The sequence below is a fragment of the Vibrio sp. HENC-03 genome (genome assembly GCF_000305755.2).
GTDB lineage: Bacteria > Pseudomonadota > Gammaproteobacteria > Enterobacterales > Vibrionaceae > Vibrio > Vibrio owensii.
This window is the reverse complement of record NZ_JH976128.1, coordinates 297,781-319,019: the sequence shown is the minus strand read 5'-3', so window position 1 is coordinate 319,019 and position 21,239 is coordinate 297,781. Positions and strand designations below refer to the sequence as shown.

Genomic DNA, 21,239 nt, shown 5'->3' with positions numbered 1-21,239 from the left:
TTTTACTTTAGAAGTAGAAACTAGTTTATGTCGATGAAAGGTAAAGAAACAATGAGCAACGAAAAGATTGTTGTAGGCAAGTTTGGTGCTACTTACGGCATTCGTGGTTGGCTTAAAGTTTTTTCCTACACAGACAATGCTGAAAGCATTTTCGATTACAGCCCTTGGTTTATTAACCAAAAGGGTACGTGGGTTGAGTACAAAGTAGAAAGCTGGAAGCGCCATAACAAAGGTATGGTGGCTAAGCTGGAAGGTCTAGATATTCGTGAAGACGCGCATCTAATGACAAACTTTGAAATTGCTATCGACCCTGCGGTACTCCCTGAATTGTCAGAAGATGAGTTCTACTGGCGTGAATTGTTTGGGATGCAAGTAGTAACCACTAAAGGTTACGATCTAGGTGTCGTATCTGACATTTTAGAAACTGGCTCAAACGATGTTCTGGTTGTTAAAGCAAATCTTAAAGATGCTTTCGGGCAGAAGGAACGATTAATCCCGTTCCTTGAAGAGCAAGTGATCATCAAAGTTGATCGTGAAGCTCAACGGATCGAAGTTGACTGGGATCCTGGATTCTAATCTCCAAAATTACAGAGCGAGATAAACATGTGGGTTGGCGTAATTAGCCTGTTTCCTGAAATGTTCCGTTCTGTTACTGATTTTGGGGTAACAGGTCAAGCGGTTAAAAAAGGTCTTTTGTCGATTGAGACTTGGAATCCTCGCGATTTCACTCACGACAAGCATCGCACTGTCGATGACCGACCTTACGGTGGTGGCCCTGGTATGCTAATGATGGTTCAGCCTTTGCGCGATGCCATTCATACCGCGAAAGCAGCCTCACCGGGTAAGACGAAAGTCATTTACCTTTCTCCTCAAGGTCGCAAGCTCGACCAAAAAGGAGTAGAAGAACTGGCAACAAACGAGAATTTGCTTCTGATTTGTGGCCGTTACGAAGGGGTAGATGAGCGCATCATTCAATCTGAAGTCGACGAAGAATGGTCGATTGGTGATTTTGTGATGACGGGTGGTGAGATACCAGCCATGACGTTAATCGATTCTGTCTCTCGGTTTGTTCCGGGTGTACTAGGGGATTTCGCGTCAGCAGAAGAAGACTCTTTTGCAAATGGCTTGTTAGATTGCCCTCACTATACGCGTCCTGAAGTGTTGGATGATAAAGAAGTGCCAGCGGTACTGATGTCAGGCAACCACAAGGACATTCGTCAATGGCGACTAAAGCAGTCGCTAGGCCGAACTTGGCTAAGAAGACCAGAGCTCCTGGAAAACCTAGCTCTGACTGACGAACAGGAACAATTACTTGCTGAGTTCATTAGTGAACATAACGCAAAGTAACCTAATTTATTTAGTATCAGTTTATTCTAGGAATTTAAAAAATGAGTAACATCATCAAGGCTCTTGAAGAAGAGCAAATGAAATCAGGCCTGCCTAAATTTGCACCAGGTGACACTGTTGTAGTTCAGGTTAAAGTTAAAGAAGGTGAGCGTGAGCGTCTACAGGCTTTTGAAGGCGTTGTAATCGCAATCCGTAACCGTGGTCTTCACTCTGCTTTCACTGTACGTAAGATCTCTAACGGTGAAGGTGTTGAGCGTACGTTCCAAACTCACTCTCCAGTTGTTGATAGCATCGAAGTTAAACGCCGTGGTGCAGTACGTCGTGCCAAGTTGTACTACCTACGTGAGCGTTCTGGTAAGTCAGCTCGTATCAAAGAGAAACTTGCTAAGAAGTAATGCTATAACTAGCGTTCTCATAGTAAACGGAGCCCATTTGGACTCCGTTTTTTTATGCGCGGAAAAGAACGGACTTCGTCCTTCGAGAATCGGGAACGCTACGCTTCGAGATTTGAGAGCGCTTCGCTTTAGGAACCGAGAGGTGTGGTTGGATGGTTCGTGCAAGAAGTTTGGTCTCGAAGGTGTTGACAGAATTTGTCCTTAGAAAGACAAAATGAACCGAATACCGAATACCGAATACCGAATACCGAATACCGAATACCGAATACCGAATACCGAATACCGAATACCGAAAAACAAAAAGGGTCGATGCTCTCACATCAACCCCTTTATTATTTTTGAAGCTTAGCGTCCTTGTTTCTCGACTCTAGCTTCTCAATTCTTTAGTACTGGTCTTCAGACCAACCATCGCTGTCCGACATGTCCGGAGCACCGGCGATGGCGTTTTCTTCATCAGCCCATTCGCCAAAATCAATCATTTGGCACTGCTTGCTACAGAAAGGGCGGTGAGGGCTTTGTTCGCCCCACTCAACGTCAGCGCCACATTGTGGGCATGGAACGACTGTAATTTTAGACATCGTCATTCGTCCTATTTATTTGGTGTTCAAAGGTATTAAGGCAATAGTAGTGCTTGTTGAGCTTAGCTACAAACAGCAAGTTCAAACTCGACATCTTGCGTGCAAGCTTGACCACTTTCAAAAGCCATAAACTTGATGGCAAAACGGTTCTTGTGACCCGAAATCATCGGGTAGACACCGTATTCCATTGGGATGTGTAAACGTAAAATATTGGCTTCATCAGCATCACTTTGGAAAAAGCCTGCGCGGGCGATTTGCGCTTTGAAGTGACCCGTTTCGCGAGTAAGTTTTAACCATAGCGCTAACGCATCAGAAAGCGGCTTTAAGCTGACTTGCCATTGGTTAGCATCGTGCTTTTTACGCTCAATCGGTAAATGAAGCCAATAATGCAAAGCGGGTAGGTCGAAACAACATGAACCACCAGGTAGATTGAAACGCTGGCGAATTGAACTTAAGAAGCGGTCTTCTTTCAATGCTTGGCCGAAGCGCTCAGCTGCCATCAATTGGCTGTGTACGACATCGATCTCTTTTAGAAGCTCATTTAGTGCTTGTTGATCTACGCCGTCAACATTGAGCCAGTTACGATAAGCTAAACGCTGCTTTTCAAGATCTTTAGCGAGTTCGCTTTTTAGCTGGATTTGCTCGAAGATCTCGACCATATCGAAAAGGGCACGAAAGAACAGCTGATATTGATGGTTATCAGCAAAACTTGAGGCTAAATGAGCCTGACGCAGCAAAGACTCAACTCTTAAATAGATGCGAGTTTTTTCATTTAACGGATGTTCAAATTTGTGCGTGGTCATCGACATTAGCCTTGGTGAGTTTCATTCCTATTTTCGCAGATTTTTCTTACACATGGCTAGGTACTTTTCGTGTAAATCTGTGATTTGAAGCAAAAGATCTGGGTCATCTGGATTATTCTTCACCACATCATCCGCCAGAGCAAGCCGTTGCTCACGAGAAGCCTGGGACGCCAAGATCGCATTTGCCTGCTCTTCGCTTACGTTATCGCGTTTTACAGTTCTGGAGATCTGGGTTTGTGGGTCAACATCGACGACAAGAACTCGATCACATAAACTATCAAGCTTGTTCTCTACCAATAAAGGTACAACCAAGAGGGCATAGTCCGATGTGACTTGCTCCAAATCTTCGATCATCTTTTCACGAATCATTGGATGCAATAAACCATTAAGCCATGCTTTCTCTTCTGGATTGGAGAAGATCTTTTCTCTTAATTTGGCTCTATCAAGTGTCTGATCATCGTGAACAATATCCGCACCAAAGTGTTCAACGATAGCATTAAGTCCGGGAGTTCCCGGTTCTACAACTTCGCGAGCTACGATATCAGCATCGACAATGTCGATTTTGAACTGCTGTTTGAATAGGTTTGCCACCGTGGTTTTGCCACTCGCAATACCGCCAGTTAAGCCAATAACAAAAGCCATTTACACTCCTAGAATCGACGTAAAGTACCAGTTGAGGATTTGATGGCCCCAAATTAGGCTCACCCATCCCGCAATTGCAAGGTAAGGGCCGAAAGGAAAGGCTTTCTCGATACCTTGTTTTTGCAAGCGCAGTTGGATAAGACCAAAGATGACGCCCACTACTGATGAAAGCAAAATGATCATCGGTAGTGATTGCCAACCCAGCCAAGCACCTAATGCGGCAAGGAGTTTAAAGTCGCCATAGCCCATGCCTTCTTTGCCTGTAAGGATCTTAAACAACCAGTAAACACTCCAAAGACACAGATAACCTGCGATTGCACCAATGATGGAGTCTTGTAGGTTCACAGGGCTTATGCCAGAGAGCGCGAGCGCAATACCTGCCCACATTAATGGCAATGTAAGCTGGTCTGGTAACAACATGGTATCGAGATCGATAAACGTGGCGGCAATCAATACAAAGGTAAAGAAAACCAGCGCGACAGTGAAGTAGCTAAAACCGAAGTGAAAAGCGATAAAACCCGAACAAAAGGCAGTAAGCAGTTCGATAAGGGGGTAGCGTGCACTGATAGGGGATTGGCAGTTGTGGCATTTACCGCGCAGAAGCAGCCAACTAATCACTGGGATATTGTCACGAATACGAATTTGAGTGCCACATTGCTGACAAGATGAGCGTGGTACGCTTAATGTCAGCTTCTCTTTTGGTGGTTCTATTTTATATTCAGGGAACGATTCCGCGCATTCGCGTCGCCATTCTAATTCCATGATTTTGGGTAATCGATAAATAACAACGTTGAGGAAACTACCCACGATCAAACCGAAAATCGTGGCAAATACAACGAATAGCCATGGGTAGTACTGGAATACTTCCATATCTGTCTCTTGAGCGATGAATCAAACAAGCAAGATGCTGTTTTGAAGGAATTAATTTGCTAAAGGATCATTCTATCCCAATACGCTCATCAAGTTAAAGATTGGCAAGTACATTGCTGTGACTAAACCGCCAACAACGACACCGAGAAAAACGATGATCAGCGGCTCAAGAATCTTACTTAGGTTATCGACGGTATTGTCGACTTCAAACTCGTAAATTGCTGCAATCTTGTTGAGCATGTCATCCAAGCGGCCAGATTCTTCGCCAATCATGACCATTTGCAATACTAGTTCGGGGAAGACATTGCAGTTGCGCATGGCAATATACATTGGCATGCCCGCAGCCGTATCTCGGTATACCTCTTCGATAGCCAATTGATAATGCATGTTACCCGAGGTTTTTGAGGTAGTTTTCAAGGCGGTTAGGATAGGAATACCGGCACTAAAACTGGTGGCAAGCGTACGGCTAAACTTGGCAATGGCGGCTTTGGATAAAACAGGGCCCAAGATGGGGATCTTTAAACTGGATCGAGCGAGCAATAGCTTGAAAGAATCAGAGCGGTTCGATATGACTTTTGAGCCGATCAAGAGACTCAAGAAACCGAGTCCAATGAAAGGGCCCCAGTTTTGAGTCCAAGCAGAGAGGTCTAATACCATCTGAGTAAAAGCGGGTAAATCCGCACCAAAGCCTACAAACATCTTTTCAAACTCAGGGATGACCCGAGTCAGCATTAGGTAGGAAACCCCTAAGGCAACCAAGACAACCATGGCCGGATAAATAAGCGCTTTGATCACTTTCGCGCGCAACTGCTCGCTTTTTTCTCTGTAGGTTGCCAAACGCTCGAAGACTTGGGATAAGTTACCGGACTGCTCACCCGTTGCGATTAAATCGGTATAAAGCGGATCAAAATGCGTGCTAGCGGTACGCATGGCTTTCGACATTGGTGTTCCGGCTTCAACAGCCCTTGTGACACTCATTAAAATCGATTTCATTTCCGCTTTTTTATGGTTCTCTGAAACCAACTTAAGTGCCTGAACAATCGGGACGCCTGTCATCAGCATAGTAGCGATCTGACGGGTAAACACCGTGATGTCTTTCCCTTTGACTCTGTGGCTCAGTTTAGTAATAAAAGAAATACTGCCCTTTTTCAGTTTCTTGATTTTGATGTGCTGAGCGTCGAGGCGTTCTCTTACTTCGATTTCCGTCATGGCGAGGACATTACCTGAGGTCTTCTTGCCCGAGCTATTGATGCCTTTCCAACGGTAGTTCTTAAGTTGAGGAGTGATGGTTTTCATAAGCGGAGTGACTGCCTAAAATTTCTGAAAAAGTTAAAAGTAGAGAACGCGTTGTAATTCGCTGAAGCTAGTGACGCCTTGTTTGAGTTTTTCGATGCCAGACATTTGTAGGGTTTGCATCCCTTTGGTGATGGCGAGTTTTTCTAATTCGTGTACTGAAGCTCCTTTTATGAGCGCTTCAGATAGGGATTCATCAAACTTCATCACTTCATAGATGCCCGTTCGACCTGAATAACCGTGGGTACACTCGTTACAACCATCTGGATTGGCTTTAAATACATGCTCTGTACTGATAATCCCAATATGTTGTAGTTGGGCATTTGGTTCTTGCGGCTGTCTACAGTGTGGGCACAGTTTACGTGCTAACCGCTGGGCGATGATCAAACTGAGTGAGGAGGCAAGGTTAAAGCTTTCCACACCCATGTTGGATAAACGGATTACGGTTTCAGCGGCGGAGTTGGTATGTAACGTGGAAAGAACCAAGTGACCAGTTTGCGATGCTTTGATCGCAATTTCTGCCGTATCGAGGTCTCGGATCTCACCTACCATGACCACATCAGGATCCTGACGTAAGAAAGAACGAAGTGCTTCAGCAAAACCAAAACCGATCTTAGGTTGAACTTGAACTTGGTTAATGCCAGGTAAGTTAATCTCCACTGGGTCTTCCGCAGTCGAGATGTTGATCTCTGTTTTATTAAGAATGCTTAGCCCTGTATAAAGAGAAACGGTTTTGCCACTACCTGTTGGACCTGTCATCAGAATCATGCCTTGTGGCCGACGCAGAGCATCCAAATAAAGCTGCTTCTGTTGGTCGCTATAACCAAGTTTATTGATATCTAATGCTGCAGAACTACTGTCGAGCAAACGCAGGACGATCTTCTCCCCAAATAGGGTTGGCAGTGTAGAAACGCGCATATCAATGGCGGTGTCTTGGTTTAATTTGAGCTTGATACGCCCATCTTGCGGCAAACGGCGTTCAGCAATATCGAGCTTAGATAGGATCTTTATTCGGGCAGAGAGACGGCGACTTAAATGGCTAGGTGGCTGTTGAATTTCAATCAAGATGCCATCGCAGCGTAAACGGACTCGATACATGTTTTCGTAGGGTTCGAAGTGGATATCGGAAGCCCCTTTACGAACGGCATCGAGTAAGATTTGGTTGATATAACGACTCACTGGCGATTCGTCTTGACTGAGATCTTCAATGTTCTCAATCTCATCATCTCCAATCTCAACCAAGCTTGCGAGCTCATCTTGGTTTATTTCTTTTAATCCAGACTTTTCCTGCCCAAGTGCTCGGCCATATAAGCGCCTAATCGCAGCGGTCAGTTCGCGAAAATCAGCCAGAACAAGTTCGACTTGTAAGCCTGTCGCAAAACGAAAGTCGTCTTCAGCTTGAAGGTTAGTTGGATCGGCAACCGCGAGAATCAAAGTTGATGAGGTGCGATTAAGCGGCAGAGCGTTGTGCCGAGTGATCAAATCTCGCAAACCTAGCGTTTGGCATAACGAAGCGTATTCGTATTGATTGAGAGAAGTGTAAGAAAGCCCAAAAACAGAGCTCAGGTGCTCCGTTAATTCATGAGATTGGAAAAAGCCAGAATTGAGTAAAGCTTCTGGCATTGATATACCAGAAGCTTTGGCTTGCTCAAGTAACAGTTCTTCTTGGGAAAAGGTGAGTATTCCTGCTTGGCGAAGAACTGTTGAGAGTTTGGTTAGCATTATGGGCAATTTTTAATTGTGACGCTCGTTGTTTCTGAGCAAGTCCAAAGCCCACTAGTACTGTCTTTTGTTAAGGTGATTGTTTCGGTACTTGCTAGTGTACTATTTGAACCGAAAGTGAATTTAGCTTGAGAGTCCGTTGCTCCTGAAGCTGCTGTCAATGAGACTGTTCCAAGCTTATTCATATCTGAAGCACCGCCAACATCATTAACATTGGTAGGAAAAGAACCATTTTCAGCGTGGTAATTATCAATATTGGTAACTAAGGCGCGCAGCGTAGCTAGCCCGGATGAAGCCTCGGATTTTTTCACATAATTCTGGTACTGAGGGAGAGCAATTGTTGCTAGCACTCCAATCACTGCCACTACAATCATCAATTCAATCAGCGTAAAACCTTGCTGCTTCTTCTGTTTATTCGTTTTCATCTTGTTTCCTTAAGATAAATTTAGTTAATGCTTATGCATGGGGCTGAAGAGTAAAAAGAGTAGAAACAAGTGGAAACTGGAAACGAAGTGGCTCTCGAGTGAGATAAAGATCTTTGCACTGTAGTTGCATATTGCATGCAAGGTTTTGCGAGTGGTGTTATTTTTTAAGCGGATAAAAATAAAGAGCCTTGCGGCTCTTTATTGCGGTTTGAAAAGCGTAACTCTATGAGATTAAGAGAGTTAGTCTCGCTTGGTTCTCTGGAATTACTTGAAGCGCATCGAAAGATCCATCGCTTTTAGATGCTTAGTCAGAGCACCTACCGAGATGTAATCGACGCCAGTTTCTGCATATTCAGCGATGGTTTCTAGAGTAACGTTACCTGAGTTTTCTAACGCCGCACGACCTGCGTTGATCGCGACCGCTTCACGCATCATATCTGTCGTGAAGTTATCTAGCATGATGATGTCGGCACCCGCTTCGATCGCCTCTTTTAGCTCGTCCAAGCTTTCCGTCTCAACCTCAACTGGTTTGCCTGGGTTTAATTGTTTTGCAGTCGTGATCGCTTGAGTAATGCCACCACAAGCAATGATGTGGTTTTCTTTAATAAGGTAAGCATCGAACACACCGATACGATGGTTGAAGCCACCGCCACAGGCTACTGCGTATTTAAGCGCACTACGTAGACCTGGAATCGTTTTACGTGTATCCAATAGACGACATTCAGTGTGAGCAATTTTCTCTGCGTACTTAGCGGTAATGGTCGCACAACCTGAAAGGGTTTGAATAAAGTTCATTGCGTTGCGTTCGCCAGTGAGCAAATCACGAGCAGGACCCGTCAGTGTGCAAAGTGTTTGGTTTGGTTCAACCTTGTCGCCATCTTTTACATGCCACTCGATGGTCACTTTGCTACCTAGCTGTTTAAATACTTCATCTGCCCACGCTTGACCACAAAACACACCGTGTTCACGAGTGATGATGGTCGCCGTGTTAATAGCGTCAGCTGGGATAAGCGATGCGGTGATGTCTTTGTCTGCATCCAATGTGCCACCTAGATCTTCTTTTAGGGTATCGGCTACGGCGCGAGTGATTTCTAATGGAAGTTGTTGCTTAAGGTATTCTAGGCGTTCTTGGCTGTTGTGTGTGTTCTTCATCGCAAATCTTGTCTTGAAAGGGAGATGGCAACGAATGATACTCTCCGGTGTCAATAATTTCAGCAGTTAATTTGCAAAGTAGAGAGGTTGATATGTGCCTAAAAATCGAGAATGGTTGGTTGACGGAGGCTAAGCACGTCCCATCGCCATTTTTTGATGCTCGTTCTGATAAAAATGACATCTCTCTGCTGGTGGTTCACAACATCAGTCTGCCACCGGGTCAATTTGGTGGCTCTTATATAGAAGACTTTTTCACGGGTAACCTCGATCCCAATGCACACCCATTCTTTGAAGTAATTCACAAAATGGGCGTTTCGGCACACTGTTTAATTAAGCGTGATGGCGAGATTGTTCAGTTTGTTTCTTTCTTAGACAGAGCATGGCATGCCGGACAATCCAGCTTCGCTGGCCGAGAACGCTGTAATGACTATTCAATTGGTATTGAGTTGGAAGGTACCGAGTTTGTTGCGTACACAGAAGAGCAATATCAATCACTTACTGCATTGACCCAAGCTGTTATGCATTCCTACCCAAAAATCACCTTGCCGAGAATCACGGGGCATCAGTATATCGCTCCCTTGAGAAAAGCCGATCCTGGTCTAAGCTTTGACTGGGTCAAGTTCCGGCACCAGATAAAACGCTAACTTGTAGCGAAAGTGTAAATTCAAAAAACAGAAATAAATAAGGCATACACTCAGGTATGCCTTTTTTCGATACAAGAAATATGAGCGCTTGTTAAAAGTTAACTACATTTTGAACGCTTAAATTGGCGATTGGTGCAAAAGTGTACAGATAATTTTGTCATTTTTTGTTTTTGTTGATCAAATTTACTAGCACGCAGAGCTCCCATCTGTTTTGTTTATGTAATTGGTCATACCAATTTTATTGCCGTTTTAATAGTCGATTGTTATCAGAGTGTTGGTTGTAAGTCCATTCTATGATTTAGGTCAATTTTTGGCTGGACAGTGGCGTTTTAATTATGTTAATTTCTGCACCATCTTAAAATTGGTATTACCAATTACCTGCAAGAGTAGAAGAACAATAAATTATGGCTTATCAAAGGATTCGTCAGCCAAAACTCTCTGATGTTATTGAACAAGAGTTAGAAAGGTTGATTGTGGAAGGAACATTGTCTCCGGGGCAGCAGTTGCCACCAGAGCGCGAACTCGCTAAGCAGTTCGATGTGTCTCGTCCATCTGTCCGTGAAGCCATTCAACGCTTGGAAGCAAAGCGTTTGCTTACTCGCCGTCAAGGCGGTGGCACATTCGTTAGCGAAAACATCTGGAAAAGCTTTTCAGATCCTTTGTTGAACTTGTTGTCGACTCACTCCGAAACGCAGTTAGACCTACTTGAATCGCGCCATGCGATGGAAGGAATTTCGGCGTACTTTGCAGCATTGCGTGGTACCGAAGAAGATTTTGCACGTATTCAAGCTTGCCTGAATCAAATCAGTGAAGAGCAAAAAAGCGACAACGTTGAAGCGGAAGCAGCGGCAGTAATGCAGTTCCTTATTGCTTTAACGGAAGCGGCGCACAATGTTGTATTGCTTCATATTGTTCGTAGCCTTGCGCCTTTGCTTGAGCAAAATGTTCTACAGAATCTAAAGCTCTTACATCGCCGCGAAGAAGTGGTCGATAAAGTAAGTAAACACAGAGCTAATATCGTGGATGCGATTGTTTCTGGTCAGCCTGAAAAGGCGCGTGAAATGTCTCACTCACATTTAGCTTATATCGAAGAAACATTGTTGGATTTGACTCGAGAAGAGTCTCGACGAGAGCGTTCTCTGCGTCGAATTCAGCAAGGTAACGATTCTTAATACAAGAACCGCTTACTTAAATAAGTAGATCCAACCAACAGAAGGATAGATCGCCATGTCTGACATGAAGCATGACGTAGATGCACTGGAAACTCAAGATTGGCTACAAGCCCTTGAATCAGTTGTTCGTGAAGAAGGTGTAGAACGTGCACAGTTTCTACTAGAAACCGTTCTAGAAAAAGCACGTCTAGACGGCGTTGATATGCCAACTGGCATCAACACAAACTACATCAACACTATTCCAGCTGCACAAGAACCAGCTTACCCTGGTGACGTAACTCTTGAGCGTCGTATTCGTTCGATTATTCGCTGGAACGCAATCATGATCGTATTGCGTGCTTCTAAGAAAGACCTAGACCTAGGTGGTCACATGGCTTCTTACCAGTCAGCTGCAGCGTTCTACGAAGTTTGTTTCAACCACTTCTTCCGTGCTCCAAACGAGACGGATGGTGGCGATCTAGTTTATTACCAAGGTCACATCTCACCAGGTATCTACTCTCGTGCGTTCGTTGAAGGCCGTCTAACTGAAGAGCAGCTAGACAACTTCCGTCAAGAAGTAGACGGTAAAGGTGTTCCTTCATACCCACACCCTAAACTGATGCCTGAGTTCTGGCAGTTCCCAACAGTATCTATGGGTCTTGGTCCTATCTCTGCTATTTACCAAGCACGTTTCCTTAAGTACCTAAACGGCCGTGGCCTTAAAGATACTTCTGCTCAACGTGTATACGCTTTCCTAGGCGACGGTGAGATGGATGAGCCAGAATCACGTGGTGCAATTTCTTTCGCTGCGCGTGAGAAACTAGACAACCTATGTTTCCTAATCAACTGTAACCTACAGCGTCTAGATGGCCCTGTAATGGGTAACGGTAAGATCATTCAAGAGCTTGAAGGTCTATTCAAAGGTGCAGGTTGGAACGTAGTTAAAGTTATCTGGGGTAACAACTGGGATGCTCTACTAGCTAAAGATACGACTGGTAAGCTACTACAGCTTATGAACGAAACGATCGATGGCGACTACCAAACATTCAAATCTAAAGATGGCGCATACGTACGTGAGCACTTCTTTGGTAAGTACCCAGAAACAGCTGCGCTAGTTGCAGACATGACTGATGACCAAATCTTCGAATTGAAGCGTGGTGGTCACGATTCTTCTAAGCTGTTTGCTGCATTTAACAATGCAAAAGAAACAAGCGGCAAGCCAACGGTAATCCTAGCTAAGACTGTTAAAGGTTACGGCATGGGTGAAGCGGCTGAAGGTAAGAACATCGCTCACGGTGTTAAGAAGATGGACATGACTCACGTACAATACCTACGTGATCGTCTAGGCCTACAAGACATTCTTTCTGATGAGAAAGTAGCTGAACTGCCTTACCTAAAACTGGAAGAAGGTTCTGCTGAGTACGAATACCTACATGCTCGTCGTAAAGCACTGAAAGGTTACACGCCACAGCGTCTACCTAAGTTCACACAAGAGTTCAAAGTACCAGAGCTAGAAGAGTTTGCTCCTCTACTTGGCGCTCAAAAGCGTGAAATTTCAACGACTATGGCTTACGTACGTACGTTGAACATCCTGCTTAAAGACAAGAACATCGGTAAGAACATCGTTCCTATCATCTGTGATGAAGCGCGTACGTTCGGTATGGAAGGTCTATTCCGTCAAGTGGGTATCTACAACCCAGACGGTCAAGAATACACACCTGAAGATAAAGGCATCGTTTCTTACTACAAAGAAGCAACATCAGGCCAAGTTCTTCAAGAAGGTATCAACGAACTAGGTTCAATGGCATCTTGGGTTGCTGCTGCTACTTCATACAGCACAAACGATCTGCCAATGATCCCGTTCTACATCTACTACTCAATGTTCGGTTTCCAACGTATTGGTGACATGGCATGGCTAGCAGGTGACCAACAAGCTCGTGGCTTCCTACTAGGCGCTACAGCTGGTCGTACAACACTGAACGGTGAAGGTCTACAGCACGAAGATGGTCACTCGCACATTCAAGCGAACACTATCCCGAACTGTATCTCTTACGACCCAACATTCGCTTACGAGCTAGCAGTAATTATGCAAGATGGTATCCGTCGTATGTACGGTCCTGAGCAAGAAAACATTTACTACTACCTAACCGTAATGAATGAAAACTACGCAATGCCAGCAATGCCAGAAGGCGCTGAAGAAGGCATCCGTAAAGGTATCTACAAGCTTGAGTCTCACGAAGGTGCTAAGGGTAAAGTTCAGCTAATGAGCTCTGGTACTATCATGAACGAAGTACGTAAAGCAGCGACTATCCTAAGCGAAGAGTACGGCGTAGCATCTGACGTGTTCTCTGTAACTTCATTCAACGAGCTAACTCGTGATGGTCAAAATGCAGAGCGTTACAACATGCTTCACCCAGAAGCTGAAGCGAAAGTGCCTTACATCACTACTGTTCTTGGTAACGAACCAGCAATCGCTGCGACGGATTACATGAAGAACTACGCTGAGCAAGTACGTGCATTCATGCCAACTGAGTCTTACAAAGTTCTTGGTACTGACGGCTTCGGTCGCTCAGACAGCCGTGAGAACCTACGTCGTCACTTCGAAGTTAATGCAGGCTACGTGGTAGTTGCAGCACTAACTGAACTAGCGAAACGTGGTGATGTTGAGAAGTCTGTTGTTTCTGAAGCAATTGCTAAGTTCAACATCGACACTGAAAAAACTAACCCACTTTACGCTTAATACAGCGCTTAACTAGAAGGTAAATAAGCAATGGCAATCGAAATTAATGTACCTGACATCGGTGCGGATGAGGTTGAAGTTACTGAGATTCTTGTAAGCGTTGGCGACAAGGTTGAAGAAGAACAGTCTCTGATCACTGTTGAAGGCGACAAAGCTTCTATGGAAGTTCCAGCGTCTCAAGCAGGTATTGTAAAAGAAATCAAAGTTGCAGAAGGCGATTCAGTAACAACTGGTTCTCTTATCATGATTTTCGAAGCCGAGGGTGCAGCTGACGCTGCACCTGCTCCTGCGGCAGAAGCGGCTCCAGCAGCAGCTCCAGCTCCAGCAGCAGCGGCAGCAGAACTAAAAGAAGTTCACGTTCCTGATATTGGTGGCGACGAAGTAGAAGTTACTGAGATCATGGTTAAAGTTGGCGATGCAGTAGAAGAAGAGCAATCACTTCTAACTGTAGAAGGCGACAAAGCTTCTATGGAAGTACCAGCACCATTTGCAGGTACGGTTAAAGAGATCAAGATTGCTGAAGGTGATTCAGTAACAACTGGCTCTCTTGTGATGGTATTTGAGGTAGCTGGCTCAGGCGCAGCGGCTCCAGCTCCTGCAGCGGTTGAAGCGCCAGCAGCACCTGCGGCGGCTCCTGCGGTAGCTGCGGACAAAGAAGTTAACGTTCCAGATATCGGCGGTGACGAAGTAGAAGTTACTGAGATCATGGTTAAAGTTGGCGATACAGTAGAAGAAGAGCAATCTCTAATTACTGTAGAAGGCGACAAAGCTTCTATGGAAGTACCAGCACCATTCGCAGGTACAGTTAAAGAGATCAAGATTGCTGAAGGCGACAAAGTAACGACTGGCTCTCTAATCATGACTTTCGTTGTTGAAGGCGCAGCAGCTCCAGTTGCAGCAGCGGCTCCTTCGGCAGCAGCTCCAGCACCTGCGGCGGCTCCTGCTCCAGCAGCAAAAGCTGAAGCAGCACCTGCAGCGAACGATTTCCAAGAAAACAACGAATACGCACATGCGTCTCCAGTTGTTCGTCGTCTAGCTCGTGAGTTTGGCGTAAACCTATCTAAGGTTAAAGGTTCTGGTCGTAAGAGCCGTATCCTAAAAGAAGACGTTCAAAACTACGTGAAAGATGCGCTTAAGCGTCTTGAGTCTGGCGCAGGTGCAGCAGCATCTGGCAAAGGCGACGGTGCAGCACTTGGTCTACTACCTTGGCCAAAAGTTGACTTCAGCAAGTTCGGCGAAACTGAAGTTCAGAAGCTGTCTAAGATCAAGAAGATCTCTGGTGCAAACCTACACCGTAACTGGGTGATGATTCCTCACGTTACACAGTGGGATAACGCTGACATCACTGAGCTAGAAGCATTCCGTAAAGAACAGAACGCAATCGAAGCGAAGAAAGACACTGGCATGAAGATCACTCCTCTTGTGTTCATCATGAAAGCGGTAGCGAAAGCACTAGAAGCGTTCCCAGCGTTTAACTCTTCACTTTCTGAAGATGGCGAAAGCATCATTCTTAAGAAGTACGTGAACGTAGGTATTGCAGTAGATACGCCAAACGGCCTTGTTGTTCCAGTATTTAAAGACGTGAACAAGAAAGGCATCTACGAGCTATCTGAAGAACTAATGGCAGTTTCTAAGAAAGCACGTGCAGGCAAGCTAACAGCAGCTGACATGCAAGGCGGTTGTTTCACAATCTCTAGCCTTGGTGGTATCGGCGGTACAGCGTTTACACCAATCGTAAACGCGCCAGAAGTTGGTATCCTAGGTGTATCTAAATCTGAAATGAAGCCAGTGTGGAACGGCAAAGAGTTCGAACCACGTCTACAGCTTCCACTGTCTCTATCATACGACCACCGTGTGATCGATGGTGCAGAAGGTGCACGCTTCATTACTTTCCTAAACGGTGCACTATCAGACATTCGTCGCCTAGTACTGTAATATAGAAAGTAATAGTTAAGGTGGCTTTCGGGTCACCTTACTTCTTTATATAAAAGACTATTTTTAGACGACAATTTCTCACATCGTTCAGAATCTGAAAGATGAATTGTTGTCTAGCTCACAGGCTAACTTAAAGCTGCTTTCACACTGTTAACATCTCTGTAAAATATTGACCGTTTGAAAGCCTAATAATTTAAGAACATCTACTCAGCCTGTTAGGGATAATGACTACAAGAGGTCACAATGAGCAAAGAAATTAAAGCCCAAGTTGTTGTACTTGGTTCTGGTCCTGCTGGTTACTCAGCTGCATTCCGTTGTGCGGACTTAGGTCTAGAAACAGTACTAGTTGAACGTTACAGCACTCTTGGCGGTGTATGTCTAAACGTTGGTTGTATTCCATCTAAAGCACTTCTTCACGTTTCAAAAGTTATCGAAGAAGCGAAAGCAATGGCTGAGCACGGTGTTGTGTTTGGCGAACCACAAACAGACATCAGCAAAATCCGTATCTGGAAAGAGAAAGTTGTAAATCAACTGACTGGCGGTCTTAGCGGTATGGCTAAGATGCGTAACGTTACTGTGGTAAACGGCTACGGTAAGTTCACAAGCCCTAACTCTATCCTTGTAGAAGGCGAAGGCGAAGCAACAACGGTTAACTTCGATAACGCTATCATTGCTGCGGGTTCTCGCCCAATCAAACTGCCATTCATCCCACATGAAGACCCACGTATTTGGGATTCAACGGATGCGCTAGAGCTGAAAGAAGTACCAGAAAAACTGCTTATCATGGGTGGTGGTATCATCGGTCTAGAAATGGGTACGGTTTACCACTCACTAGGTTCTAAAGTAGACGTAGTTGAGATGTTTGACCAAGTTATCCCAGCGGCGGATAAAGACATCGTTAAAGTCTTCACTAAGCGTATTAAAGACAAGTTCAAGCTAATGCTTGAGACTAAAGTAACAGCAGTTGAAGCGAAAGAAGACGGTATCTACGTTTCAATGGAAGGCAAAAAAGCGCCAGCAGAAGCTGAGCGTTACGATGCGGTTCTTGTTGCTATCGGTCGTGTACCAAACGGTGCGCTTATCGATGCTGAAAAAGCAGGTATTGAAGTGGACGAGCGCGGCTTTATCAACGTTGATAAGCAAATGCGTACTAACGTTCCTCACATCCACGCAATCGGCGACGTAGTTGGCCAACCAATGCTTGCTCACAAAGGTGTGCATGAAGGTCACGTTGCTGCAGAAGTTATCTCTGGTAAGAAGCACTACTTCGATCCTAAAGTTATTCCTTCAATCGCTTACACTGAGCCAGAAGTGGCATGGGTTGGTAAGACTGAGAAAGAAGCGAAAGCAGAAGGCATCAACTACGAAGTGGCAACATTCCCATGGGCAGCATCAGGTCGTGCAATCGCGTCTGACTGTGCAGACGGTATGACTAAGCTAATCTTCGATAAAGAAACTCACCGCGTAATCGGTGGTGCTATCGTTGGTACTAACGGTGGTGAACTACTTGGTGAAATCGGCCTAGCTATCGAGATGGGTTGTGATGCTGAAGATATCGCACTAACTATCCACGCTCACCCAACTCTACACGAGTCTGTGGGTCTAGCTGCTGAAGTATTTGAAGGTTCAATCACTGACCTTCCAAACAAAAAAGCAGTTAAAAAGAAAAAGTAATTTTTCTTGAACGTTGAATGATAAAAACCGCTGATTTGTCAGCGGTTTTTTTGTTGGAAGAAAAGAATGCTGTGCTTGGAGATTCGGGAGCGCTCCGGTTTATAAATCGAGAGGAGGCTATTGAAAGAGACCCTGCTCAAAAAGGAGTTGACGGAATTTGTCCCTCGAAAGACAAAATAAGCTCGCTTCTCGCTTCTCGCTTCTCGCTTCTCGCTTCTCGCTTCTCGCTTCTCGCTTCTCGCTTCTCGTCTCCCGAAAACAAAAAAGGCCGATACCTAAGTATCAGCCTTTGTTTTAAGCCTAATTATTTTTAGTGATGTTCACGGTTGTAGATGCACAGCATATCTAGGTAAGCGCTAACGAGCGTTGATAGCTCAGCTTCGCTCTTAGAGCGGTTCGCTTGTACGAAGATAGAGTAGCAAATACCGTGGAACAGATTCGCCAAATGTTCCGGTTCATGTTGGTCACAAACTTCACCACGTTCGATCGCTTTGATGAACATGTTTTGCACCAATAGTTGGTTTGTGCGGTTTGTGGTCACGAACAGCGGCCATACTTCATCACGTGTTGATGCGCTCCACTCAAACCAAACCTTCAGCCAATGGCAATCTTGGCTTACTAGCTCAATCATTGCATTAGTGATGTTGGCGATGTTCTCGCGTGCATGGATGTCTAAGTCGATGTTATCAGACAAGAAGTTCGAGAATTGACGAACAACGTGGTTCAGAACTTCATCCACTAAGTCTTCACGAGTAGGGAAGTAGTTAAATACCGTCGCAACAGAAACTTGAGCGATCTCTGCAATATCTGCGTGACCACCACGACCAATGCCGCGACGAGCAAACACTTCAAGAGCGATTTCCATCAGTTGCTGTTTACGTTTTAGAGGGGAAAGCCTAGTACGAGGTCTCTTTGCTATTGAGTCCATATCCATTTTCCTTGCCATTTGAGTTGATGTTTTGGGGATGATCCCCTAATTGATTATTTTAATAGTTGCTTAAAGCATTGATGAGTGTAATGGTGCATATGTGCAAGGTCAACATCTGATGCGTAATTTATAGACAGTAATGTCATTATTGATGTTTCATTCAACTAGATAAGTTCTAAAATTAAGACTTTCATCCAAGAATTCAATGGAATGGGAAGCGGCTTTTAACCCATGGTGCGGGGTGTTACACTACACGCCGCAAGATAAGGTGATCGTTTGCGTACGACCAACCTCAACCCACAAAGAAAATTGAGCACAGTATGAAACATACAATAGAAGTGATGATTTCTGAGCAAGAAGTTCAGGAACGTATTCGTGAATTAGGCAAACAAATTACTGAACGTTACCAAGGTAGCGAAGATCTGGTAATGGTTGGTTTGCTGCGTGGTTCATTTGTATTTATGGCAGATTTGGCACGTGCAATCGAACTGACTCACCAAGTCGACTTTATGACCGCTTCTAGCTACGGCAACACAATGGAAAGCTCTCGTGACGTGCGTATCCTGAAAGACCTAGATGACGATATCAAAGGCAAAGACGTACTGATCGTAGAAGACATCATCGACACAGGTAACACACTGAACAAGATCCGTGAAATCCTATCTCTACGCGAGCCTAAGTCTATTGCGATTTGTACACTGCTAGACAAGCCGTCACGTCGTGAAGTTGAAGTGCCAGTTGATTACGTCGGTTTTGCTATTCCTGATGAGTTCGTTGTTGGTGTGGGTATCGACTACGCTCAGAAATACCGTCACCTACCGTTCATCGGCAAAGTGGTACCTCAAGAGTAATCATTACTCTTTTGCAAAGAATACAAAAACGCCCGTTAATCACTTAACGGGCGTTTTCTTTTATTCAGTCTGGCTGATACTTCTCAACTCATCGACACAGTAGTTTGTTATCTGTGTTCAGGATAGTAGAGAGTGCTTTTTGGTAAGACGCTTCCACCGTTTCTTTCGAGTTTGAGCGAATACCTAAGTACTCTAAGCGACCATCTTCAATCCCATATACCACGCCATGAATCTCTACGTCTTGCCCACGCTCCCATGCGTTTTGCATGATGGTCGAGTTACCCAAGTTGTAAACTTGCTCTGCAACGTTGATTTCACCAAGTTTGTCAGCTCGGTCCTCAAGCGGCATTTGGTCTAGGTAAGGGCGGTGTTTAAAGTAAAGATCACGAATGTGAAGTAGCCAGTTGTTAATGAGGCCAAGTTGAGGGTTATCAATTGCAGCGTTGACGCCACCACAGCCATAGTGACCACAAACAATAATGTGCTTCACTTTTAATACGTCGACCGCGTATTGCACCACAGATAAGCAGTTTAGGTCGGTGTGGATGACCTGGTTTGCAACATTTCGGTGAACAAATAACTCGCCCGAGAACAGCCCTGTTAGTCGCTCTGCAGGAACACGACTGTCTGAACAACCAATCCATAGAAAGTCGGGCTTTTGACCTTCCGCTAGTTTTGCGAAATATTCTGGGCGATCAGATTTGATTTCTTCTGACCACTTAGAGTTATTTTCGAATAATTGTTTAATTTCCGGCATCTGACATCTACTTCCCTAAAAATTAAAAAAACCAACCACTCACCAGTGCTTATAAAGCGATCAGCGCTGTAACTATACACAATGTTACAATTTCGATCCCGTTAAATATTCATTCAAGATGACTCATCTGACTAGTTCTCGCTGTGAAAATCATAAAATATGCAGACATCATTCAGTATGCGAATAAGCCTAGCGAATTCGTGGTTTTATTGTGTTTTTTTCTTTGACGGAATATTTGTTAGATTGATGGCATTTTGTCTTTTTAATGCAGGGAGCAAATTCAATGTTCGGTAGTCGCTTTAAGGATATCAACTTGAAAGGGGATCTGTTTGGTGGCGTCACCACGGCCATTATTTCACTTCCTCTTGCGTTAGCTTTTGGTGTCGCATCTGGTGCTGGCGCAGAAGCAGGCTTATGGGGCGCGATCATGGTGGGGCTTTTCGCTTCGCTGTTTGGTGGCTCAAACACCCTGATATCGGAACCAACCGGTCCTATGACAGTTATCATGACCGCCGTACTGACCAGCATGATGGCCAAGTACCCTGAAACGGGGATGGCAATGACCTTTACCGTTGTAATGATGGCGGGGGCATTCCAGATTGTGCTCGGTACATTAAAGCTAGGTAAGTACGTTACGCTGATGCCTTACAGTGTCATCTCCGGCTTTATGTCGGGTATCGGTGTTATTTTGATTATCTTGCAGCTTTCGCCCCTGTTAGGCCATGCCGCGCCCTCTGGTGGGGTTATCGGGACGTTATCGGCACTGCCAGACACCATTTCTAACCTGAAGTTTAGCGAGTTGTTTTTGGGCTTGCTGACGCTAGGTATCCTGTTTTTCTTCCCTAAGCAGTACCGTAAATACGTTCCAGCTCAGTTAGTGGCATTGGTTGCCGTCACCTTGCTTTCGGTCATCCTATTTGATGCTGAAGATATTCGCCGAATTGGTGAAATCCCAGCAGGTTTGCCGTCTTTAGTTGTGCCGCATATTGATCCTGCGATGTTTACCGAAATGGTCATTGATGCCTTAGTGCTGGGCACATTAGGTTGTATTGATACCTTGCTCACGGCTGTTATTGGTGACTCTTTGACGCGTAAAGAGCACGATTCAGACAAGGAACTGCGCGGTCAAGGTTTGGCAAACATGATCTCTGGTCTGTTTGGTGCTCTGCCTGGTGCTGGCGCGACAATGGGAACGGTAACCAACATTCAAGTTGGCGCCCGCTCGCCTTTATCTGGTGTGATTCGTGCTTTGATTTTGGCGCTGGTGGTATTAGTTGCAAGTGGATTAACCGAGCCGATTCCGATGGCGGTACTGGCGGGTATTGCGGTGGA

Annotated in this window: 20 protein-coding genes; 10 read left to right on the top strand and 10 right to left on the bottom strand. The window is 45.0% G+C overall.

Annotation, left to right across the window (positions count from 1 at the left end; all coding sequences use genetic code 11):
- Positions 1 to 27 precede the first annotated feature (27 nt).
- The 3 genes from rimM to rplS are packed head-to-tail and all read left to right on the top strand — an operon-like array spanning position 28 to position 1,742.
- The gene (gene rimM, locus VCHENC03_RS03660) at positions 28 to 576 is read left to right on the top strand and encodes a ribosome maturation factor RimM (protein ID WP_005438038.1); all 549 of its coding nucleotides are present in this window, start codon (positions 28 to 30) and stop codon (positions 574 to 576) included.
- A gap of 27 nt (positions 577 to 603) precedes the next feature.
- Positions 604 to 1,347, top strand: coding sequence for a tRNA (guanosine(37)-N1)-methyltransferase TrmD (trmD, locus tag VCHENC03_RS03665; RefSeq protein ID WP_005425529.1), 744 nt, complete (start codon positions 604 to 606; stop codon positions 1,345 to 1,347).
- Positions 1,348 to 1,388: 41 nt separating this feature from the next.
- A complete protein-coding gene (rplS, locus tag VCHENC03_RS03670) occupies positions 1,389 to 1,742 on the top strand; it encodes a 50S ribosomal protein L19 (RefSeq protein ID WP_005438036.1) in 354 nt (117 codons plus the stop codon).
- Between the two features lie 383 nt (positions 1,743 to 2,125).
- Here the strand turns inward: rplS and yacG are convergent, their stop codons facing one another.
- The 8 genes from yacG to nadC all read right to left on the bottom strand — a co-directional run bounded on the left by yacG (position 2,126) and on the right by nadC (position 9,227).
- Positions 2,126 to 2,320 (bottom strand): DNA gyrase inhibitor YacG, encoded by a 195-nt coding sequence (gene yacG / locus VCHENC03_RS03675; RefSeq protein WP_009707573.1) that lies wholly within the window; start codon positions 2,318 to 2,320, stop codon positions 2,126 to 2,128.
- A gap of 62 nt (positions 2,321 to 2,382) precedes the next feature.
- Entirely contained in the window at positions 2,383 to 3,123 is a 741-nt protein-coding gene (gene zapD / locus VCHENC03_RS03680; RefSeq protein ID WP_009707572.1) for a cell division protein ZapD, read from the bottom strand.
- Between the two features lie 27 nt (positions 3,124 to 3,150).
- Positions 3,151 to 3,765: a dephospho-CoA kinase gene (gene coaE, locus VCHENC03_RS03685; RefSeq protein WP_009707571.1), complete on the bottom strand. Its 615-nt coding sequence runs from the start codon at positions 3,763 to 3,765 to the stop codon at positions 3,151 to 3,153.
- Positions 3,766 to 4,635 carry a prepilin peptidase gene (locus VCHENC03_RS03690; protein WP_009707570.1) on the bottom strand — a complete coding sequence of 290 codons (870 nt, stop codon included), beginning with the start codon at positions 4,633 to 4,635 and terminating at the stop codon, positions 3,766 to 3,768.
- Between the two features lie 72 nt (positions 4,636 to 4,707).
- On the bottom strand, positions 4,708 to 5,931 hold the full coding sequence (locus VCHENC03_RS03695) for a type II secretion system F family protein (protein ID WP_009707569.1): 1,224 nt from the start codon (positions 5,929 to 5,931) through the stop codon (positions 4,708 to 4,710).
- A 33-nt stretch (positions 5,932 to 5,964) separates the two neighbouring features.
- Positions 5,965 to 7,650 (bottom strand): type IV-A pilus assembly ATPase PilB, encoded by a 1,686-nt coding sequence (gene pilB, locus VCHENC03_RS03700; protein ID WP_009707568.1) that lies wholly within the window; start codon positions 7,648 to 7,650, stop codon positions 5,965 to 5,967.
- A complete protein-coding gene (locus VCHENC03_RS0126230) occupies positions 7,650 to 8,075 on the bottom strand; it encodes a pilin (protein ID WP_020198081.1) in 426 nt (141 codons plus the stop codon). Before VCHENC03_RS0126230 ends, pilB begins: the two co-directional genes overlap by 1 nt.
- Positions 8,076 to 8,339: 264 nt before the next feature.
- The gene (nadC, locus tag VCHENC03_RS03705; RefSeq protein ID WP_009707566.1) at positions 8,340 to 9,227 is read right to left on the bottom strand and encodes a carboxylating nicotinate-nucleotide diphosphorylase; all 888 of its coding nucleotides are present in this window, start codon (positions 9,225 to 9,227) and stop codon (positions 8,340 to 8,342) included.
- Between the two features lie 92 nt (positions 9,228 to 9,319).
- Here nadC and ampD point away from each other — a divergent pair, with 92 nt between their 5' ends.
- From ampD to lpdA, 5 genes are all read left to right on the top strand, one after another.
- Entirely contained in the window at positions 9,320 to 9,871 is a 552-nt protein-coding gene (gene ampD, locus VCHENC03_RS03710; protein ID WP_005438027.1) for a 1,6-anhydro-N-acetylmuramyl-L-alanine amidase AmpD, read from the top strand.
- 404 nt (positions 9,872 to 10,275) lie between these two features.
- Positions 10,276 to 11,043: a pyruvate dehydrogenase complex transcriptional repressor PdhR gene (gene pdhR, locus VCHENC03_RS03715; RefSeq protein ID WP_005438026.1), complete on the top strand. Its 768-nt coding sequence runs from the start codon at positions 10,276 to 10,278 to the stop codon at positions 11,041 to 11,043.
- Positions 11,044 to 11,098: 55 nt separating this feature from the next.
- Positions 11,099 to 13,762, top strand: a complete 2,664-nt coding sequence (aceE, locus tag VCHENC03_RS03720) for a pyruvate dehydrogenase (acetyl-transferring), homodimeric type (protein WP_009707565.1) — start codon at positions 11,099 to 11,101, stop codon at positions 13,760 to 13,762.
- 30 nt (positions 13,763 to 13,792) lie between these two features.
- Positions 13,793 to 15,697, top strand: coding sequence for a pyruvate dehydrogenase complex dihydrolipoyllysine-residue acetyltransferase (gene aceF / locus VCHENC03_RS03725; RefSeq protein WP_009707564.1), 1,905 nt, complete (start codon positions 13,793 to 13,795; stop codon positions 15,695 to 15,697).
- 243 nt (positions 15,698 to 15,940) lie between these two features.
- Positions 15,941 to 17,371, top strand: coding sequence for a dihydrolipoyl dehydrogenase (gene lpdA / locus VCHENC03_RS03730; protein ID WP_005438019.1), 1,431 nt, complete (start codon positions 15,941 to 15,943; stop codon positions 17,369 to 17,371).
- Positions 17,372 to 17,681: 310 nt separating this feature from the next.
- Here lpdA and opaR read toward each other — a convergent pair whose 3' ends face one another.
- Positions 17,682 to 18,299 carry a transcriptional regulator OpaR gene (gene opaR / locus VCHENC03_RS03735; protein WP_009707563.1) on the bottom strand — a complete coding sequence of 206 codons (618 nt, stop codon included), beginning with the start codon at positions 18,297 to 18,299 and terminating at the stop codon, positions 17,682 to 17,684.
- Between the two features lie 320 nt (positions 18,300 to 18,619).
- Between opaR and hpt the strand changes: the two genes are divergently transcribed.
- Positions 18,620 to 19,150 carry a hypoxanthine phosphoribosyltransferase gene (gene hpt / locus VCHENC03_RS03740; protein WP_005439354.1) on the top strand — a complete coding sequence of 177 codons (531 nt, stop codon included), beginning with the start codon at positions 18,620 to 18,622 and terminating at the stop codon, positions 19,148 to 19,150.
- A gap of 88 nt (positions 19,151 to 19,238) precedes the next feature.
- Here hpt and can read toward each other — a convergent pair whose 3' ends face one another.
- On the bottom strand, positions 19,239 to 19,907 hold the full coding sequence (gene can / locus VCHENC03_RS03745) for a carbonate dehydratase (RefSeq protein ID WP_005439355.1): 669 nt from the start codon (positions 19,905 to 19,907) through the stop codon (positions 19,239 to 19,241).
- 283 nt (positions 19,908 to 20,190) lie between these two features.
- Here can and VCHENC03_RS28070 point away from each other — a divergent pair.
- Positions 20,191 to 21,239: SulP family inorganic anion transporter (locus VCHENC03_RS28070; protein ID WP_009707562.1), on the top strand; the 1,049-nt coding region annotated here is incomplete at its 3' end.

Coding starts and splice junctions, on each gene's coding strand:
- ampD (WP_005438027.1), top strand. CDS start 9,320: ATGTGCCTAAAAATCGAGAATGGTTGGTTGACGGAGGCTAAGCACGTC.
- lpdA (WP_005438019.1), top strand. CDS start 15,941: ATGAGCAAAGAAATTAAAGCCCAAGTTGTTGTACTTGGTTCTGGTCCT.
- nadC (WP_009707566.1), bottom strand. CDS start 9,227: ATGAAGAACACACACAACAGCCAAGAACGCCTAGAATACCTTAAGCAA.
- aceF (WP_009707564.1), top strand. CDS start 13,793: ATGGCAATCGAAATTAATGTACCTGACATCGGTGCGGATGAGGTTGAA.
- coaE (WP_009707571.1), bottom strand. CDS start 3,765: ATGGCTTTTGTTATTGGCTTAACTGGCGGTATTGCGAGTGGCAAAACC.
- VCHENC03_RS0126230 (WP_020198081.1), bottom strand. CDS start 8,075: ATGAAAACGAATAAACAGAAGAAGCAGCAAGGTTTTACGCTGATTGAA.
- opaR (WP_009707563.1), bottom strand. CDS start 18,299: ATGGACTCAATAGCAAAGAGACCTCGTACTAGGCTTTCCCCTCTAAAA.
- zapD (WP_009707572.1), bottom strand. CDS start 3,123: ATGACCACGCACAAATTTGAACATCCGTTAAATGAAAAAACTCGCATC.
- can (WP_005439355.1), bottom strand. CDS start 19,907: ATGCCGGAAATTAAACAATTATTCGAAAATAACTCTAAGTGGTCAGAA.
- rimM (WP_005438038.1), top strand. CDS start 28: ATGTCGATGAAAGGTAAAGAAACAATGAGCAACGAAAAGATTGTTGTA.
- trmD (WP_005425529.1), top strand. CDS start 604: ATGTGGGTTGGCGTAATTAGCCTGTTTCCTGAAATGTTCCGTTCTGTT.
- VCHENC03_RS03690 (WP_009707570.1), bottom strand. CDS start 4,635: ATGGAAGTATTCCAGTACTACCCATGGCTATTCGTTGTATTTGCCACG.
- pilB (WP_009707568.1), bottom strand. CDS start 7,650: ATGCTAACCAAACTCTCAACAGTTCTTCGCCAAGCAGGAATACTCACC.
- VCHENC03_RS03695 (WP_009707569.1), bottom strand. CDS start 5,931: ATGAAAACCATCACTCCTCAACTTAAGAACTACCGTTGGAAAGGCATC.
- hpt (WP_005439354.1), top strand. CDS start 18,620: ATGAAACATACAATAGAAGTGATGATTTCTGAGCAAGAAGTTCAGGAA.
- aceE (WP_009707565.1), top strand. CDS start 11,099: ATGTCTGACATGAAGCATGACGTAGATGCACTGGAAACTCAAGATTGG.
- yacG (WP_009707573.1), bottom strand. CDS start 2,320: ATGTCTAAAATTACAGTCGTTCCATGCCCACAATGTGGCGCTGACGTT.
- rplS (WP_005438036.1), top strand. CDS start 1,389: ATGAGTAACATCATCAAGGCTCTTGAAGAAGAGCAAATGAAATCAGGC.
- pdhR (WP_005438026.1), top strand. CDS start 10,276: ATGGCTTATCAAAGGATTCGTCAGCCAAAACTCTCTGATGTTATTGAA.